Source organism: Terasakiispira papahanaumokuakeensis (genome assembly GCF_001709345.1).
Lineage (GTDB): Bacteria > Pseudomonadota > Gammaproteobacteria > Pseudomonadales > Halomonadaceae > Terasakiispira > Terasakiispira papahanaumokuakeensis.
The window spans coordinates 3,642,721-3,657,997 of the sequence record NZ_MDTQ01000001.1; the positions used below are offsets into that span (position 1 = coordinate 3,642,721).

Here is a 15,277-nt window from a genome sequence, read left to right on the forward strand (position 1 = left end):
TGCTTGGTTACCAAACTGCGTATCACTGGCCGATTGAGCGTGTTCCTGCGCATACCTACTGCTTAACCCGTTAACGTCACCAAAATGTCCAGTTTTCCCCTTCAACGGTATCTGGCTTTGCCATCATCATCCCTGCGACCCATAGCCAGTGATCGCGAGTGTTTTAAGTTATCTATAATGACATATCAAAATCTATTTATGATATGCAATAACTAATCAATTTTGTGTTTATTGGATTGGGGTGATATGTTTTTGCATATAATTAATCTTCGGTGATGCATTAAGGCGTATCGAAATGAGCTATGTCGCAGAGCAGATACTAGAAAGCCTTCGAGACGCTCGGGTGCGAAAGGGGTTTAGCCAGAGAGAGCTCAGTGCGCGTTCGGGTGTGCCGCAAAGTCACATCTCAAAGATCGAGTCGGGTAGCGTTGACCTAAGGATCTCTAGCTTGATTGCATTGGCCCGCGTACTCGACTTAGAGCTGTTTGTTGCGCCGAGGAAGTCTGTTCCTGCGATTCAGTCGATCATTCGAAATAGCCAAAATGTAAACCACAATGGTCTCGACGATGACGGTGAGCAAGTGTCGCCTGCATACCGGTTAGATGGAGACGATGATGACTAACGATGTCTCTACGCTCAACGTTTTACTCTATGGCGAACCCATTGCAACCATCACCAATGTGGGTCATGACAGAACGCTATTTGCCTTTATGGATTCGTACATTAATGACGAATCACGGCCTGTGTTAGGGCTTGGTTTTAAAGATTCGCTAGGTGGCTTGCTGACCCACTTCAAACCCACCCAAACCAAGTTAACCCCGTTTTTCTCCAACCTTTTGCCCGAAGAAACGATGCGTAATTACCTGGCGGAGCGTGCCGGTGTGAACCCCACGCGGGAGTTTTTTCTATTGTGGGTGCTAGGGCAGGATTTAGCAGGCGCGATCACCGTTGAACCGGCTGATGGTGAAGCGTTGTCGCCTAATGTGCATCAAGAGATTGGTGATGAAACGAAAATTGAAGCACCCATGCGATTTTCATTGGCGGGGGTGCAGTTGAAGTTTTCCGCGGTGCAACAGGCAAACGGCAAGAAGAGGACATTAAAGAGTTTACGCGTCGACTGGTGTTCAATACGTTAATCGGCAATGCTGATATGCATCTGAAGAATTGGTCGGTGATCTACAAAGACAAACGCACTGCATCGATTGCACCTGCTTATGACTTTGTCTCGACTATTCCCTATATCCCTGATGACAGCGCGTCGCTGAAGGTGAGTCGTAGTAAGCAATTTAGTGATTTCACGTTCGATGAATTATCACACTTAGCCGCTAAAGCCATGCTGCCAGAAAAATTGGTGTTAGATACTGCCAAGCAAACCGTAGCAGGCTTTCATGAGGTATGGGCGCAAGAAAAAGCCCACTTGCCTCTTACTCAATCGATGATTACAGCCATTGAAACGCACTTACGCAGTATACCGCTGCGCTAAAATGAGATCCGACGCGTACAAAAATGCAGAGGCGTCGGCCATATCGATCAAGACATTCTTGGACGGGTAACTTTCTACCCAAGGACCTATCTACCCAAGAACCTATCTACCCAAGAACCTATTCAATATTCTGAATCTGTTCGCGCATTTGTTCGATCAGGACTTTTAAATCGACGGCGGCTTGGGTGATGTCGGTAGAGAGGGCTTTGGAGCCTAGTGTGTTGGCTTCACGATTGAATTCTTGCATTAGGAAGTCTAGGCGGCGACCGCAGGGACCTGATGATTTTAATGCGCGTTGGGCTTCTTTAACGTGGGTTTTCAGGCGGTCAAGTTCTTCATCAACGTCGGCTTTTTGGGCCAGGATGAGCACTTCTTGTTCAAGACGGCCGTCATCCAGTTCAATCGCCATATCCAAGGCTTTTTGTTTGAGCTGGGCGCGGTAGCGCTGGAGGGCTTCAGGCAGATAGTCGCCCACCTGTTCGACGATGTCTAAGATTTGCGTGAGGCGCTGTTCAATGTGGGCGACCAGTGAATTCCCTTCACGACGTCGGTGCTCGATCAGTTCTTCTAGCGTGTCATTGAACAAGCTCAACGCGGTTTGCCTGAGTTCATCAGGGTCGACTTGGGCGGATTGCATCACGCCAGGCCATTGAAGTAACCGCATGATGTCCAACGGTGCACTGACATCCAGGCGTTGTTGGAGCTGCTCTGCAGTGCCGATCACTTGATTCAAAAGCGGTTCGTTCAGCTCTAATGTGGCTTGTTGATCTGCTGGGGTGAAACGCAGTGAAATATCAACTTTACCGCGGGCAAGCTTCTGACGGAGTCGCTCTCTCAGGGTCGGTTCAAGGGCGCGCAGGGTATCGGGCAGTCGGAAGTGAGGCTCAAGATAGCGCTGATTGACTGAGCGAATTTCCCAGCTCAGTGTGCCCCATTCTTGTTGAGCTTCTTGTCGGGCAAATGCGGTCATACTCAAAGCCATGGGGCATCCTCGTCTATCGGTCGATCAGCGGGTTGGGGGCGCTTGCGCGTGAGTGCTCCATGTTACCCCGGTTCTAGTACCTAATAAACACTGTGAACTTCCCATGACCCTCCAATCAATGGGTGTTTTTATCTGGCTAAATACCCTCAAATGGGCTTAACTGGTGATGATGTATGCCTGATGAAAGTCACTGGCTCATCTAATAACAATTAACTGACACAATAAATTGACTGACACCAAACAGGTACCGAATTTCAGGGGAGCCCTGAGGTATAAATTTCTCATCCAGGATGGAGCCTTGAAGTATTGGCCTGTTGAGGGGGCTTAATGCGAGAAAGCTCGATTGCGTTTCGACATAGTTTGAAAGGTCGGATTTTCATCTATTTGATGGGGCCGACAGTGCTCATTATGGCGGCCATTATTGCGCTGATGGCTGTTAATGAATATTACAATGAAATTCGTAATGCCGAAGCCGCCATGAAAACGGCTGTCGCGAATACGGCTCAAACGATTGATAGCCAAAATGATGAGGCTATTCAAACCGCGCGTATTATGGCATTGGCGCAACAATCGGCCCTATTTGGTAAGCGCGAAGACTCTCTTCAATTTGCGCAGCAAGTACTGCAACATAATCCCCAATTTACGGGTGCCTATTTTGGTTATGAGCCTAATGCCGATGGCCAAGACGCCGCCAGTGCTCAAGCGCCCAATATGCAAGGCGCCGTGAATGAGCAAGGCCGTTTCCTGCCTTATTGGTATCGTGACAATGGCTTAGCACTCACCCCGTTGGTTGATATGGAAACCAGCCTTTATTACGACGGTGTGAAGCGTTTATTTAAATCATCCGGTACCCCTCAGGGGTTAGTGACCGAGCCCTATGAATATCAGGGTGTCATGATCGTTGAGCAAACGTTTCCGATTGTCATTGATGGCCAGTTTAAAGGCATTGCGGGTGTTGACCGTACTTTGGATAGCATTGAAACGTTACTGAGTGATCTGAAGGCATTAACAGGCAGTGATTTGTTTTTAGTCAGTCGCAAAGGCTATTTTATTGCATCAACATTGGATTCAGCGTCACTGAACACTAAAGCGGTCAGTGACACACCTTATGCTGATTTAATGGGGCCTTTGTTGAAAAACCGCAGTGCCCAATTGATCTTACGAGATGATCCTATCAGTGAAGGGCATTTTTATTATGCGTCACAGCCGATTGCTGTCGGCGATTGGTTATTGATCCAACGCGAGGATCGGGCCGACATTATGGCGCCGATTATTCGCTCAGTCCGTAACTCCATCATTATGGCGGTGATCGGCTTATTGGTGATCGGTACCTTGGCCTTCTTATTTGTCCGCGCTATCAGTCAACGAATTAATAAGGCTGTTGAGAAAGCACGCTATGTGGCTGCTGGGAATGTCGAGGGGCTTTCGGTGGACCAGACTGCACCGCGTGATGAGATTGATGTACTCACTCATGGGCTTGACCGGGTCGTGAGTTCTTATCAAGAAATTAGTCGGTTGTGTCAGGCGATTGCCGCTGGAGACTTTAGTGCCCGAATGGAGAAGCGTTCTGAGCAAGACACGGTGGCTGAGGCCATCAATATGATGTCGGCGCGACGTCGGGCGATGGAAGACTCGATGAGGGAACATACCGAGCAGATCGTTTCTAATACTCAGACGCAAAGTCAGGAAATTGACAATGTTGCGGCGGCCACCAATCAAATGACACAAACCATTGGTGAGGTGGCCGGACTGGCTGCTCAGTCAGCGCATAATGCTCAAGCCGCTGTTGATTCGGTTGAGCAAGTTAACCAGCTTTTGGCGACCGCTGTGGATGAAGTGCGGACTTTGGCCCAAGACATGGGTGAGATTAATACCGCAGTGACGGAAGTTGCAGACAGTACGGACAATATCAATCGCATTATTGAGGTGATCACGGCGATTGCAGAGCAAACCAATCTGCTGGCATTGAATGCGGCGATCGAGGCTGCTCGAGCGGGTGAGCAGGGGCGTGGCTTTGCTGTTGTGGCTGATGAAGTGCGGAGTTTAGCGGCGAAAACACGGGCTTCAACGGATGAAATCGGTGGCTTGATCACGCAATTAAGTGAAGATGTGAAAAAAGCAGTGTCTGGCGTTGAGCGTGGGCGTGAGCGCGCTGAGCGCACAGTCACTTCAACCGAGGAAGGTTTCACCGCCCTGTCTGCTGTGGTCGAGCGTGTGGATGAAATCAGTAGCCATATGAACCAGGTGGCGACTGCCGTAGAAGAGCAAAGTGCAACCTGTGATGAAATTAACCATAACCTGACCTCCGTGCGCGATGCGGCAGAGTCGTTGGCTTCTTTTGCCCAAGAAGAAAGACGTCATTAAAAGCACGCATGCACCGCCGCCTTAGTAGGTTTGTCGGGGGTGCATGCGCGTGCGTATAATCCACGTTTTAATGATTGGACTAAATCCCCAGGAGCCAGCATGCAACCCAATGTTACCCGTCCCAGCCAACGTTCTTTTGATCAGGGGCGAGAGGTTCGTCTAATTCGGCATTTCACGAAGCATGCCGAAGGGGCTGTGTTGGCCTGCTTTGGTGATACTCAAGTGTTGTGTACCGCCAGTGTGAATGCCGGTGTGCCGCGTTGGCTAAAAGGCCAGGGCCAAGGCTGGATTACGGCAGAATATGGCATGCTGCCAAGGGCCACTCATACCCGTAGTGATCGTGAAGCCAGCCGAGGTAAACAAGGTGGGCGAACGCTGGAAATTCAGCGACTGATTGGCCGTGCGCTGCGCGCTGCGGTTGATTTGAAAGCGCTGGGTGAGTTCACCATTACCATCGACTGCGATGTCATTCAGGCCGATGGTGGGACCCGCACGGCGGCGATTACAGGGGGTTGTGTCGCGCTGGTTGATGCCTTGCGGAGCTTGCAGCGAGACCGCAAGATTACTCAAGACCCACTGAAACAATTGGTCAGTGCTATCTCTGTGGGGATGTATCAGGGACAGGCGGTATTGGATCTGGATTATGCCGAAGATGCCAACTGTGATACCGATATGAATGTGGTGATGACGGAAACCGGTGGGTTTATTGAAGTGCAAGGAACCGCCGAGGGCGCGCCTTACGTTCGGGAAGAGATGAATGCCATGCTCGATTTGGCGGCACAAGGCTGTGAGTTTTTGGTCAATGCTCAGCGTCAGGCGTTACGTGAGCCTTGAACGACTCTTCTTCTGACTCTGAATTCGCCTCTTGAATCAAAAAGCCCCGCATACTCAGTATGTGGGGCTTTTTTATGGGCTGATATGACGTTGGCGTTGAGATCACGCTCGCCTCAAGATAGGCCCAAGATGAGTGCCACATGAGGGGCGATGACTGATGCCCTGGCTGGGCTTACCCTGATGGGGTTTATAAGTCGTACTCCACTACCAGTGCTGCATGGTTGGAGAACTTGACACTATCATCAATCCAAGCCCGTTTAATGGCTTTTTGCAGGTTAGGGCCGACGACTTGATAGTCAACCCGCCAGCCTTCACTGCGTAGGCGGTCATCGTTACCTGCGGGCCAAAATGTGTAGGCATCCGCATCACGATTGATCTCACGGAAAGTATCGATATAGCCCAGCGGCCCAAATACCTGATCCATCCAGGCACGTTCTTCCGGGCTGAAGCCGATACTGTTTTGATTACTTTGCCAGTCGGCCAGGTCAATCGTTTTATGCGCAATATTCCAGGTGCCACAGATAATGTATTCCCGCCGTTTACGTCGCAGTTTGCGGAGAAACTCCAGGTACTGCTCCATAAATAACTGTTTCTCAGCCGGGTTTTCACCTGAAGGCATCAGGAATGACGCGACACTGACTTTATCGAAATCAGCCTGCATAAAGCGGCCTTCTCGATCAGCCAATTCAAAACCCAAGCCGGTCATAATGGCCTTGGGCATCCGTCGACAATAAATACCGACACCAGAGAAATGATCTTGCTCGGCATCGAAGAAATAACCTTCGTACCCCTCCGGCTGATAAACCTCGTCGGGGAGTTCGTAGCTCTTGGCCTGGATGTCTTGGACGCACACGACATCCGCATCCTGAGCCGAGAGCCAGTCCAGAAAGCCTTTGTCTACGGCCTGCATAATGCCATTGACATTTAAGTTGATGATTTTCATGCGCGCGTGGTCCCTTTGGTTCGAGCGTGTATGATACATTAGCAAGCATCTATTGGGGACACCCTTAGGGGTTTCAACGCTCATTCTTTGCCCTAAAGGGGCCATAACCTGCCATGCTTGACTATCAACACGATTTTCTTCGCTTTGCTATTGATCAATCCGTGCTTCGCTTTGGTGAATTTCATTTGAAATCTGGGCGGACCAGTCCTTACTTTTTTAATGCAGGACTGTTCTGTAGTGGCGACGCTTTATCACAGCTGGGACGCTGCTATGCTGAGGCCATCGTACGCTCAGGCATCGAATTTGATGTGTTGTTTGGGCCAGCCTATAAAGGCATTCCTCTGGCCGCAGCAACCGCAATGGCGCTGTCTGAGCATCACGGACGGCCCACACCTTACGCGTTTAACCGTAAAGAAGCCAAAGATCATGGCGAAGGCGGCCAGTTGGTGGGGGCTGAGTTACAAGGTCAGCGTGTTTTGCTGATTGATGATGTGATCACTGCCGGTACGGCCATTCGTGAAGTGATGCCGTTGCTGACCCAAGCGGGCGCCCAAGTTGAAGGGATTGTCATTGCCTTGGATCGGCAGGAGCGAGGCCAGGGTGAAGTGTCTGCGATTCAGGAAGTTGAGCGCGATTTGAACCTTCAGGTGGCCAGTATCGTCAATTTAACGTTGATCCTGGAATATCTCGAAGCACAGGGCTCGTCAGATGAGCATGTTCAGGCGATTCGCGCTTACCGTGAGCGCTATGGCGCTTAATCAGGCCCTGTGCGTGACGACTTAAAAGATGATGACTTAAAAGATGAATGGCCTGCATGCCTATGTGGCCATCAGATCTGGTTGTCTAATAAGAGGAGTAACTGCATGCGTCTGACACTGCCCGTTTCGACCTTCATTCTGGCTTTTGGGGCCACGCCTGTTTGGGCGGCATCGGTTGATGCCAATATTAATGACACCAGTATTCAGGCAGAGCTGGAATCTGGAGTGTCGAGTATGCCTAATTTGAGTATTAATGGCGGCATATTGTACTCAGAAGATCACGATGATTTTGACAGTCTCGTCGGGACACTGGGCGTTCAGGGCATTGAAACCGATAATGCCACTTATCGTGCGGGCCTAGGGGCTCGTTTATATGCCTATGATGCGGATGATTTCGATGGCAGCGCGCTGGCTTTTGGCGGCTTCCTGTATCGTACGATTCCCAACTTCCAGCGGATGTCGGTGGGCGCTTATGGGTGGTATGCCCCTCAAGTGACCAGCTTCGGTGATACCGAGAAACTGTATGAATATGGGGCGCGGGTCGCGATTCGAGCCATTCAAAATACCGATGTGTATCTGGGATATCGTTATCTTGGCGTTGAGCAGGAAGACGGCGGCTTTGATGATGATTTGGATTCCGGACTGAATATCGGTTTTCGGATGAACTTCTAAAGCGTGCTCATTCCTTATCGGTCACATTGACGGATTAGGCTGTGGCTTAAGGCGTATTTTAAGTGAAGGAGTCGTGCTTATGATGGCGTGGAATCGCCTGCTATCGCCTAACCGTTTACAAGACCCAAGAGGGGCCCACCGTAAAGAAGAGGTGGGCCGCTCTCCTTTCCATAAAGATCACGACCGCATCACGTTTTCGGGCTCATTTCGACGGCTTGGGCGTAAAACGCAAGTTCATCCGCTGGTTCAAAACGATCATATTCATACCCGTTTGACGCATTCGCTTGAAGTGGCGTGTGTGGGACGAAGTCTTGGAATGAGTGTGGCCGAGCAGTTAGGCACTCAATTGCCCCTCAGTGTGACCCCAGGTGATATTGGCGCCATCATTCAAGCGGCTTGCCTGGCGCATGATATCGGCAACCCGCCCTTTGGTCATGCCGGTGAGTATGCCATTCGAGACTGGTTTCGAGAGGCTGAGCGGCAGTCACGTTTGGGTCCTTTGTCTGATTTAGAGCGTCAGGATTTATTGACCTTTGAAGGCAATGCACAGGGTTTTCGTGTGGTCACCCAGATTGAATATAACCAGTTTCAAGGCGGTATGCGGCTGACACTGGCGACGCTCGGTGCGATGTTGAAGTACCCCTGGACGGTCGAACATGCCGGAGCCAAAGGTAAGTTTGGCGCCTTTCAGAGTGAAAAGCAGCTGTTGGCTCAGGTGGCTGAAGCACTGGGCTTGATTCAGACCGCGGATACGGCCTGGGTGCGTCATCCGTTGGTCTATCTGGTCGAAGCGGCTGATGATATTTGCTATGCCCTGTTGGACCTTGAAGATGGCTTAGAGATGGATATTCTGTCATTTGACGAGGTCGCCACCCTGCTGGAATCTATTAGTGAGCAGGTACCGCCGGATTATGACTTACTGTCGCGGGCTTCGCGCCGCCGCCGCATTGCGGCCTTAAGAGGTCAAGCGATGGAACGCATGGTTGAGGCGGTGACCGAAGCCTTTGTTCGTTATGAAGGGGATTTGTTAGCGGGTCGGTTTGAAGGTGATCTCATTGACGTGTGTCCCGCTCCGGTGCGTGAAGGTGTGCACCGAGCGAAGCAGTTGGCACGGGAACGTATTTTTAGAAATCTGCGCAAAGCCAAGCTCGAAATTGGTGCCTATACGACGTTAGGCACCTTGCTGGAAGCCTTTTGTAGTGCGACAGAGACCTTGCACCGAGAAGGCAAGGTGGGCTTTAAACCCACCCGAGTTTTAGCCCTGATTGGTGAAAATATTCCAGCGGCCGATTGGCCGCTCTATGACAGTTATCGACGCTCATTGGACTTCATTGGTGGCATGACCGACCACTATGCCGTGGATCTGGCTCAGGAGATGGGCGGCATGATCCGTGCGGGTGATGGGGCTTAAGCGCTGATCCATCTAGCTGGCAATCGGCATCGGCGCTGTCGGTGCGCCTGGCGGCGTACGCGGGTCATCATACTGACTCTGCAGCCAGGCCAGCATGGCGATCGAGAGGCGTTGCGGGCCCCCCTGAATCCCTTGGTTGCCAAATAATCGATTGAACTCAAATAGGTAAGGGTGTCCATCCACCATGGCGACGTCGAAACCGGCATGGTCAATATTCAGTTGCTGGGCAAGGGTTCTGACCAGCTTAACCGCCGCCTCTGGGATGGGGTCGCGTCGCGTTGTTCCCCCTTGGGCGACATTATTATGAAAGCCATTCTCGGGGGCTAGGCGCCAATAGGCATCAATCAGCTGGTTGCCGACCCACACTAAACGGATATCTCGATCAATGGGTAAGCGCTCCTGGATATAGAGCACGGGGTGTTCGTTTGCCCATTGTTCGAGTGCCTGGGCTGTTTCCAGTAATGCCACGCCTTGTCCCATTGAGCTTTTAACGGCTTTCGCTACGATCGGAAAACTGAAGCTTTCGACGATGCTTTTTACCGTAGCGGGGCTACTGCCATGAATGGCTGTACGCGGGGTGTGTTCTGGACAGCAGGCCTTGAAAACACGGGTTTGTTCGACTTTATCATGGCCCAATAAATAGGTCGGCAGGCTTGGAAATATGCGCTTACCTAGTCCAAATACAAGGGTGTTGACCTGCCAATACTCTGGAAATAAAAGCCAGTCCGCTTGCTTGATGTCATCCAGGTGATCATACATCCGCTCTGGTTTGATATACCGTACATTCGGTAGCCCCAGGGTGCGAAAAGGGTCAAAACTAATCAGTTGCATATGAATTTCCTGCTGGCGCAGGCCCATACAAAGTCGTGAGAAATGGCGACAGTTGGAAGGAGATGTTGCTGTGAAGCCGTTATTTTAGGTCATAAAGCGCCGATCACCAAGCGTATCTATCGGCGCCCTATGCTTTTAATCGTGAATATCTGAATCCAATCGTGAATATCTGAATCAGGCGTCATGCTCAAAGATGTCGCGGGTATAGACTTTCGCACTGGCATCGCGAATAGCATCATCCATTCGGTTGGCCAGAATAATATCCGCTTGTGCTTTAAACGCATCGAGATCTTTGATCACTGGTGCCCCCATAAACTCATCCTGGTCTAGCGCGGGTTCATAAATAATCAATGAGGGGCCTTGGGACTGGATGCGTTGCATGATGCCTTGTATGGCGGAGGCACGAAAATTATCCGAGCCATGCTTCATCACCAAACGATAAATTCCGACCGTTTCAGGTTGGTGTTTGAGTACGGCATCGGTAATGAAGTTTTTGCGGGTATCATTCGCATCAACAATAGCGCGAATGAGGTTGTTCGGTACCTCTTCGTAGTTGGCCAGGAGTTGGCGCGTGTCTTTGGGCAGGCAGTAGCCGCCATAGCCAAAAGAAGGGTTGTTGTAATGCTGGCCAATGCGCGGGTCTAGGCCGACGCCTTCAATAATTTGTCGGGTATTTAAGCCATGTGTGGCCGCATAAGTATCCAGCTCATTGAAGTAAGCCACTCGCATCGCCAAGTAAGTGTTGGCAAAGAGCTTGATGGCTTCGGCTTCAGTGGAGTCTGTCAGCAGAACCGGGATATCGTCTTTTAAGGCGCCGGTTTTTAGCAGATTGGCAAAGGCTTGGCCGCGCTCCGAACGTTCCCCGACAATAATTCGGGAAGGATAAAGATTATCGTATAACGCTTTGCCTTCGCGTAGGAACTCGGGTGAGAACAGGATATTCGATAAGCCGGTGCGTTCACAGAGCTGGCGTGTATAGCCGACGGGAATCGTGGATTTAATGACGATCAGCGCCTCAGGACAGTAGCGCTGCACATCGGCAACCACCGCCTCAACACTGCTGGTATCGAAGTAATTGGTCGCAGGGTCATAATCCGTCGGGGTTGAGATAATCACCACTTCTGGATTGGCATAGGCTTCAGCGGGGTCTAAAGTCGCATGGAGTTGGAGGGGCTTATGGGCCAGATAGGCTTCAATATCTTGATCGACGATGGGTGATAGGCCCTGATTGATCATCTCGACCTTTTCCGGCACGACATCTAAGGCGATGACGGGGTTGTGTTGTGCTAACAACACTGCATTTGAAAGCCCGACATAACCTGTACCGACAACCGTGACCCGCATGATGGAGATCCCCTTCACAAATAAACTGTCTGGGTGCTGAGCCCCTAGGTTGAGCTTTGAGCACCCCAATTAAACATTCAGCACCCAGCCTCAGTGCTTGAAACCTGTATTGGATATGAGCCTTGAGCCGCCTTTAGGTTCAGGGGCTTTTGGCAGTGGGTGAGTCCTTCAGACCATAAACCAGCAGGCTGACCCACCCCACCACATAGCTCAAACCGCCGAGAGGTGTGATTAGAGGCCAAGGCCATTGGCCCAGCCAGCCGCCTTGGCTGAGGCCAATCACGTATAATGAGCCGGAAAACAGTAAGGTGCCCAAACACCAAGCCCATCCCGTAACTTTTAGGCTGTTTGGCACTGAGCTTTCCCGACATGAGAAGGCAAGTGCCAGTAACGCAATCGCATGCCACATTTGGTAGTTCACTGCGGTGTGGATAATCTCCACATAGTGAGCACTGAGTTGGGCCTTTAGCGCATGAGCCGCCCAGGCCCCCATTAACACTGCACTGCCGCCTAATCCGGCGGCCAGGATTAACCATAAACGTGGCATCACTTACTGCGCGTCCTTTAATGTGCGTTTCGGGAGAGGAAAGTCAGGTAAATCCTGATTCATCAACTTAATCGCCAAATGATGATAATGTTGGCTTTTACGTTCTTCGCCTAATGCCGCCAGTAATCGACAGAGTTCGCCACAGACATCCCCTTTGGGGCTCAAACGTTGACTGGCTTCGTAGTACTCAACCGCCTTACCCCATAGAGACTGCTGTTGCGACAATCGTCCAAGGGTGTGTAGGAGCTCAGCATCATTCGGGCGTGACTGTAACCACTTTTCGGCCTCTAGCAGCCGTCTCCCTGAATCGCTACCTTCGGGCAGCAGGCCAAATTTACGAATCAAGCTGGACGACCAATGCTGATTCAGCGCCACTTTCAGCGTGCGTTCAGCCAGCGAATACTCTTTGTGGCGCAGCAGAACATCGACATAAGCCAAGACCAGTTCTGATTTGTCCTGTAGCCGACTCGGCATATCTCGCCAAAGGGCTTGGATCGCCTCTAACCCCACACTTAACTCTGAATGGGCCATCAGCTGTTTGAAGCGTCGAAGGTAAGCTTCCTGCTCAAGGGCCTCTAGGTTGTCTTCAGGAAATAAATGCTGGCGCCTTAACTCTGGAATCAGCCCGATCAAAGATTTCCAGTCATTGAGCCGCTGATAAGCTTCTTTTAGCTGGCGCAGAATTAATGGGTGATTGGGGATCTTTTCTTTGAGTCGCATCAGGGTGGCCAGTGCCTGTTCGCTTTGGCCTCGATCCAACTGTATGCCCGCTTGCGAGAGTTCAACGGCGAGATCGGCGCCACTCATACTGGCATGGGCTGATTTGAGCAATCGATCAACCTCTTTATCTTCACCTTCATAGTGTGCCGCATGGGCTGCAATCAGGTAATTCACCAGGGGCATACCGGTACGGTCGGCGGAACGCTCCAGTTTCTTTCGGGCTTTCTTCCAGCGACCATGGGCCATATCGACCAGCCCTTGCATCGTCAACTTCATACCGCGTCGTTGTAAACGCTGGCGATTAATCCGACGCATATCGACAAAAGGGTTCATGATCCAGCCGAGCAACTTAAGCAGCCATACACCGGCAAACCAGCTGGCGATCAGTAGCAGCAGCCCTGTCCAAACCGACATTTCAACGGTGGTTTGGGCTTGATCAGGTAATGCGATCAGAATATAGCCTGGGCCATTAAGCAATTGCTGGCCGAACCAGACACCGGCGCCCAGGACGAATAGAATGGGTAACCATCGGCGTATCATGGTTGGCCCCCTTCAGCATCATGAGGCTGTTCTGGCTGTTCCTGCGTTGGCGTTACCGGGCGGGGAACCCCATAACGGTCACTGAGGAAGGCTTGCAGCGCGGTCAAACCCCGGCTGACATCGGGGAGCTGGCCAGCAACGGGGGTGTTGAGCAATTGTGTGAGCTCGGTGCGGAAGGCTTTAACCGCTTGTGACTCGGTATCAAATTGAGTCAGCAGATTTTGAGCTTCTTTGAGCTGGCCTTGGTACAGCGATTGTTCGCCACGTAATGCCGCCCAGCCCGCGCCCTGTAGCTTCAATGTTAGGCTTTGTCGGAGCAAGGCTTCCTGCTGTGGCGTTAACAGCGGCTGTACAGGATTTTGGCGTTGACGAATGACCACCAACTGGCCCAGTTCATGAGCCAGCGATTGATACCAATGGGACTCAGCCGGTGTCTCGACTTTGTTGGCGTCTTGATGTTGGTGCGTCTGTAATGGCGTGATGGGTAAGGTACGGGCTTGTGTCCGTAAGGCCGCCAATTGCAGGTTTAAATCGACACGATCAGGGAGTTCGCTAGCAGCGAGTGTTTGGATATCTTGTTTAAGCGCAGCCCTGATCGACAGTACGGTGGGTAAATCCATTTGCCGTAAACGTTGATCCGCATTTTCCAGCAGCGTCATGGCGCCCCGTTTATCGGCTTCTAATACTAGGCGTTGATGGGCTAAGCGCAAAAGATACTCTGCTTCAGCCAGCTGCCAGTCGGCGGGTTTAGGGGCCTGATTTTGAGCCACGGCCCGTGTGAGTCGTTCGAGTTGGGTCGCTTGAGTCTCTTGTTGGTTTTTGAGCGTTTGCTGTGCCGCTTTAAGCGATTGGCTGAGTTGCGTTTGTTGCGTCAGCGCGGTTTGATCGACTTTATCACCAAGTAATTGGCTGAGCTGTTCGACCTGCTGGCTGAGTTGTTCCGCCCGCTGATGGCCTAACCAGGCCACACCCAGTGATATCCCTAGCGCTACCAGCGCCACCCCTCCTGCCAACACGATACCTTTATAGGGCTTGGTGGATGATGATGTCGTGGATTCGGTTTTATCATCCTCAAAGCGGGCATCAGCATTGCTCTGAGCGTTTTCATTGTCAGGTTCGGCGCGTGCAGGGTCGACCGCCGCGACATCATGAGATGGCTGGCTTTTATCGTGGTCAGCTTGAGGATTGGGCTGATGATCGGATTGTGATTTATCGTCTTGTGCCATGGTGACTCCTGTTAAGGCCGGGCCCGAATCCGCTTGATCAGCCCTTAACCGATGCTGATGTCGCCAGTAACTTCAGTGCGCTGACAATCGCTTCTGGGTTTGCGCCCTGAGTGTCGATCACTTGGTCAAATCCTTGTGTGCTCGCGAATTCGGCCACGCGATGGCTAGGGACCAGTAATGGGGTATGATAACGTTGCCATTGTTGGGCATTATCCATAAAGCTGACCAACTGTGCCACGCTCTCGCCACTGGTGGCGACCAGGGCATCGATGGTCGCTGTTAACAGCTGTTGAATCTGTACCGGATTGAGCTTGGGCTTTTCTCGCCGATAAAGGCTTAAACGCGTGACTTGAGCGCCTCGTTCAGTGAGGCTGTCGGCCAGCAGTGTTCTGCCGCCTTCTCCGGCGGCGAGTAAAAAGCGTTGGCCCTCTAACTGCTGTAGCCCTGAGTTTTGCAGCAGCGCCTCGCTGGTGTCACCTTGGTCGGGCGTATCGCAGTCAATATCCGCCTGAGCCAAACGTCGTCGTGTCCCCTCGCCTAATCCATACCAAGAGGTTCCCACCGGCCATTGAGGCCAGTAGTCCTCGGCAATATCCAGTAAGCAGTCCGCTGCACTAGGACT

At 51.5% G+C, this 15,277-nt stretch carries 16 protein-coding genes; 8 read left to right on the forward strand and 8 right to left on the reverse strand.

The features are described 5' to 3' along the window. Positions 1-295: 295 nt before the first annotated feature. From BFW38_RS15950 to BFW38_RS18525, 3 genes are read left to right on the forward strand one after another with little or no spacing between them, the layout of a single operon-like run. The gene (locus tag BFW38_RS15950) at positions 296-622 is read left to right on the forward strand and encodes a helix-turn-helix domain-containing protein (protein ID WP_068999785.1); all 327 of its coding nucleotides are present in this window, start codon (positions 296-298) and stop codon (positions 620-622) included. After that, complete coding sequence (locus BFW38_RS18520) at positions 612-1,136, forward strand: HipA N-terminal domain-containing protein (RefSeq protein WP_425427926.1); 525 nt, start codon at positions 612-614, stop codon at positions 1,134-1,136. The genes BFW38_RS15950 and BFW38_RS18520 overlap by 11 nt, the downstream gene beginning before the upstream one ends. Further along, positions 1,097-1,483 (forward strand): HipA domain-containing protein, encoded by a 387-nt coding sequence (locus BFW38_RS18525; RefSeq protein WP_425427940.1) that lies wholly within the window; start codon positions 1,097-1,099, stop codon positions 1,481-1,483. Before BFW38_RS18520 ends, BFW38_RS18525 begins: the two co-directional genes overlap by 40 nt. A 118-nt stretch (positions 1,484-1,601) precedes the next feature. Here the strand turns inward: BFW38_RS18525 and BFW38_RS15960 are convergent, their stop codons facing one another. Further along, positions 1,602-2,465 (reverse strand): YicC/YloC family endoribonuclease, encoded by an 864-nt coding sequence (locus tag BFW38_RS15960; protein WP_068999786.1) that lies wholly within the window; start codon positions 2,463-2,465, stop codon positions 1,602-1,604. A gap of 327 nt (positions 2,466-2,792) precedes the next feature. On the opposite strand from BFW38_RS15960, the gene BFW38_RS15965 reads away from it, so the two are divergent. Together BFW38_RS15965 and rph are read left to right on the forward strand one after the other, a co-directional pair. Then, entirely contained in the window at positions 2,793-4,829 is a 2,037-nt protein-coding gene (locus tag BFW38_RS15965) for a methyl-accepting chemotaxis protein (protein ID WP_068999787.1), read from the forward strand. Between the two features lie 99 nt (positions 4,830-4,928). Next, positions 4,929-5,663, forward strand: coding sequence for a ribonuclease PH (gene rph / locus BFW38_RS15970; protein ID WP_068999788.1), 735 nt, complete (start codon positions 4,929-4,931; stop codon positions 5,661-5,663). 187 nt (positions 5,664-5,850) lie between these two features. Here rph and BFW38_RS15975 read toward each other — a convergent pair whose 3' ends face one another. After that, positions 5,851-6,606 carry an exodeoxyribonuclease III gene (locus tag BFW38_RS15975; protein ID WP_068999789.1) on the reverse strand — a complete coding sequence of 252 codons (756 nt, stop codon included), beginning with the start codon at positions 6,604-6,606 and terminating at the stop codon, positions 5,851-5,853. Positions 6,607-6,719: 113 nt separating this feature from the next. Here BFW38_RS15975 and pyrE point away from each other — a divergent pair, with 113 nt between their 5' ends. The 3 genes from pyrE to BFW38_RS15990 all read left to right on the forward strand — a co-directional run bounded on the left by pyrE (position 6,720) and on the right by BFW38_RS15990 (position 9,447). Then, positions 6,720-7,364 carry an orotate phosphoribosyltransferase gene (gene pyrE / locus BFW38_RS15980; protein ID WP_068999790.1) on the forward strand — a complete coding sequence of 215 codons (645 nt, stop codon included), beginning with the start codon at positions 6,720-6,722 and terminating at the stop codon, positions 7,362-7,364. 105 nt (positions 7,365-7,469) lie between these two features. Next, positions 7,470-8,036: a YfaZ family outer membrane protein gene (locus BFW38_RS15985; RefSeq protein WP_068999791.1), complete on the forward strand. Its 567-nt coding sequence runs from the start codon at positions 7,470-7,472 to the stop codon at positions 8,034-8,036. A gap of 73 nt (positions 8,037-8,109) precedes the next feature. After that, positions 8,110-9,447 carry a deoxyguanosinetriphosphate triphosphohydrolase gene (locus BFW38_RS15990; RefSeq protein ID WP_139116650.1) on the forward strand — a complete coding sequence of 446 codons (1,338 nt, stop codon included), beginning with the start codon at positions 8,110-8,112 and terminating at the stop codon, positions 9,445-9,447. 12 nt (positions 9,448-9,459) lie between these two features. On the opposite strand, the gene BFW38_RS15995 is transcribed toward BFW38_RS15990, so the two are convergent. The 6 genes from BFW38_RS15995 to BFW38_RS16020 form a co-directional block, all read right to left on the reverse strand. Next, the gene (locus tag BFW38_RS15995; RefSeq protein ID WP_069000549.1) at positions 9,460-10,278 is read right to left on the reverse strand and encodes an ATP-grasp domain-containing protein; all 819 of its coding nucleotides are present in this window, start codon (positions 10,276-10,278) and stop codon (positions 9,460-9,462) included. Between the two features lie 174 nt (positions 10,279-10,452). Next, entirely contained in the window at positions 10,453-11,622 is a 1,170-nt protein-coding gene (locus tag BFW38_RS16000) for a nucleotide sugar dehydrogenase (protein WP_068999793.1), read from the reverse strand. A gap of 139 nt (positions 11,623-11,761) precedes the next feature. Further along, a complete protein-coding gene (locus tag BFW38_RS16005; RefSeq protein WP_069000550.1) occupies positions 11,762-12,169 on the reverse strand; it encodes a DUF423 domain-containing protein in 408 nt (135 codons plus the stop codon). 3 nt (positions 12,170-12,172) lie between these two features. Further along, entirely contained in the window at positions 12,173-13,429 is a 1,257-nt protein-coding gene (locus BFW38_RS16010; RefSeq protein ID WP_068999794.1) for a heme biosynthesis HemY N-terminal domain-containing protein, read from the reverse strand. After that, positions 13,426-14,655: a uroporphyrinogen-III C-methyltransferase gene (locus tag BFW38_RS16015; RefSeq protein ID WP_068999795.1), complete on the reverse strand. Its 1,230-nt coding sequence runs from the start codon at positions 14,653-14,655 to the stop codon at positions 13,426-13,428. The genes BFW38_RS16010 and BFW38_RS16015 overlap by 4 nt, the downstream gene beginning before the upstream one ends. 37 nt (positions 14,656-14,692) lie before the next feature. Beyond that, positions 14,693-15,277 (reverse strand): uroporphyrinogen-III synthase (locus BFW38_RS16020; RefSeq protein ID WP_084004832.1); only part of this gene is annotated, 585 nt, incomplete at its 5' end.

Coding starts and splice junctions, on each gene's coding strand:
- BFW38_RS15995 (WP_069000549.1), bottom strand. CDS start 10,278: ATGCAACTGATTAGTTTTGACCCTTTTCGCACCCTGGGGCTACCGAAT.
- BFW38_RS15975 (WP_068999789.1), bottom strand. CDS start 6,606: ATGAAAATCATCAACTTAAATGTCAATGGCATTATGCAGGCCGTAGAC.
- rph (WP_068999788.1), top strand. CDS start 4,929: ATGCAACCCAATGTTACCCGTCCCAGCCAACGTTCTTTTGATCAGGGG.
- BFW38_RS18520 (WP_425427926.1), top strand. CDS start 612: ATGATGACTAACGATGTCTCTACGCTCAACGTTTTACTCTATGGCGAA.
- BFW38_RS16005 (WP_069000550.1), bottom strand. CDS start 12,169: ATGCCACGTTTATGGTTAATCCTGGCCGCCGGATTAGGCGGCAGTGCA.
- BFW38_RS15960 (WP_068999786.1), bottom strand. CDS start 2,465: ATGGCTTTGAGTATGACCGCATTTGCCCGACAAGAAGCTCAACAAGAA.
- BFW38_RS16000 (WP_068999793.1), bottom strand. CDS start 11,622: ATGCGGGTCACGGTTGTCGGTACAGGTTATGTCGGGCTTTCAAATGCA.
- BFW38_RS16015 (WP_068999795.1), bottom strand. CDS start 14,655: ATGGCACAAGACGATAAATCACAATCCGATCATCAGCCCAATCCTCAA.
- BFW38_RS15985 (WP_068999791.1), top strand. CDS start 7,470: ATGCGTCTGACACTGCCCGTTTCGACCTTCATTCTGGCTTTTGGGGCC.
- pyrE (WP_068999790.1), top strand. CDS start 6,720: ATGCTTGACTATCAACACGATTTTCTTCGCTTTGCTATTGATCAATCC.
- BFW38_RS16010 (WP_068999794.1), bottom strand. CDS start 13,429: ATGATACGCCGATGGTTACCCATTCTATTCGTCCTGGGCGCCGGTGTC.
- BFW38_RS15950 (WP_068999785.1), top strand. CDS start 296: ATGAGCTATGTCGCAGAGCAGATACTAGAAAGCCTTCGAGACGCTCGG.
- BFW38_RS15965 (WP_068999787.1), top strand. CDS start 2,793: ATGCGAGAAAGCTCGATTGCGTTTCGACATAGTTTGAAAGGTCGGATT.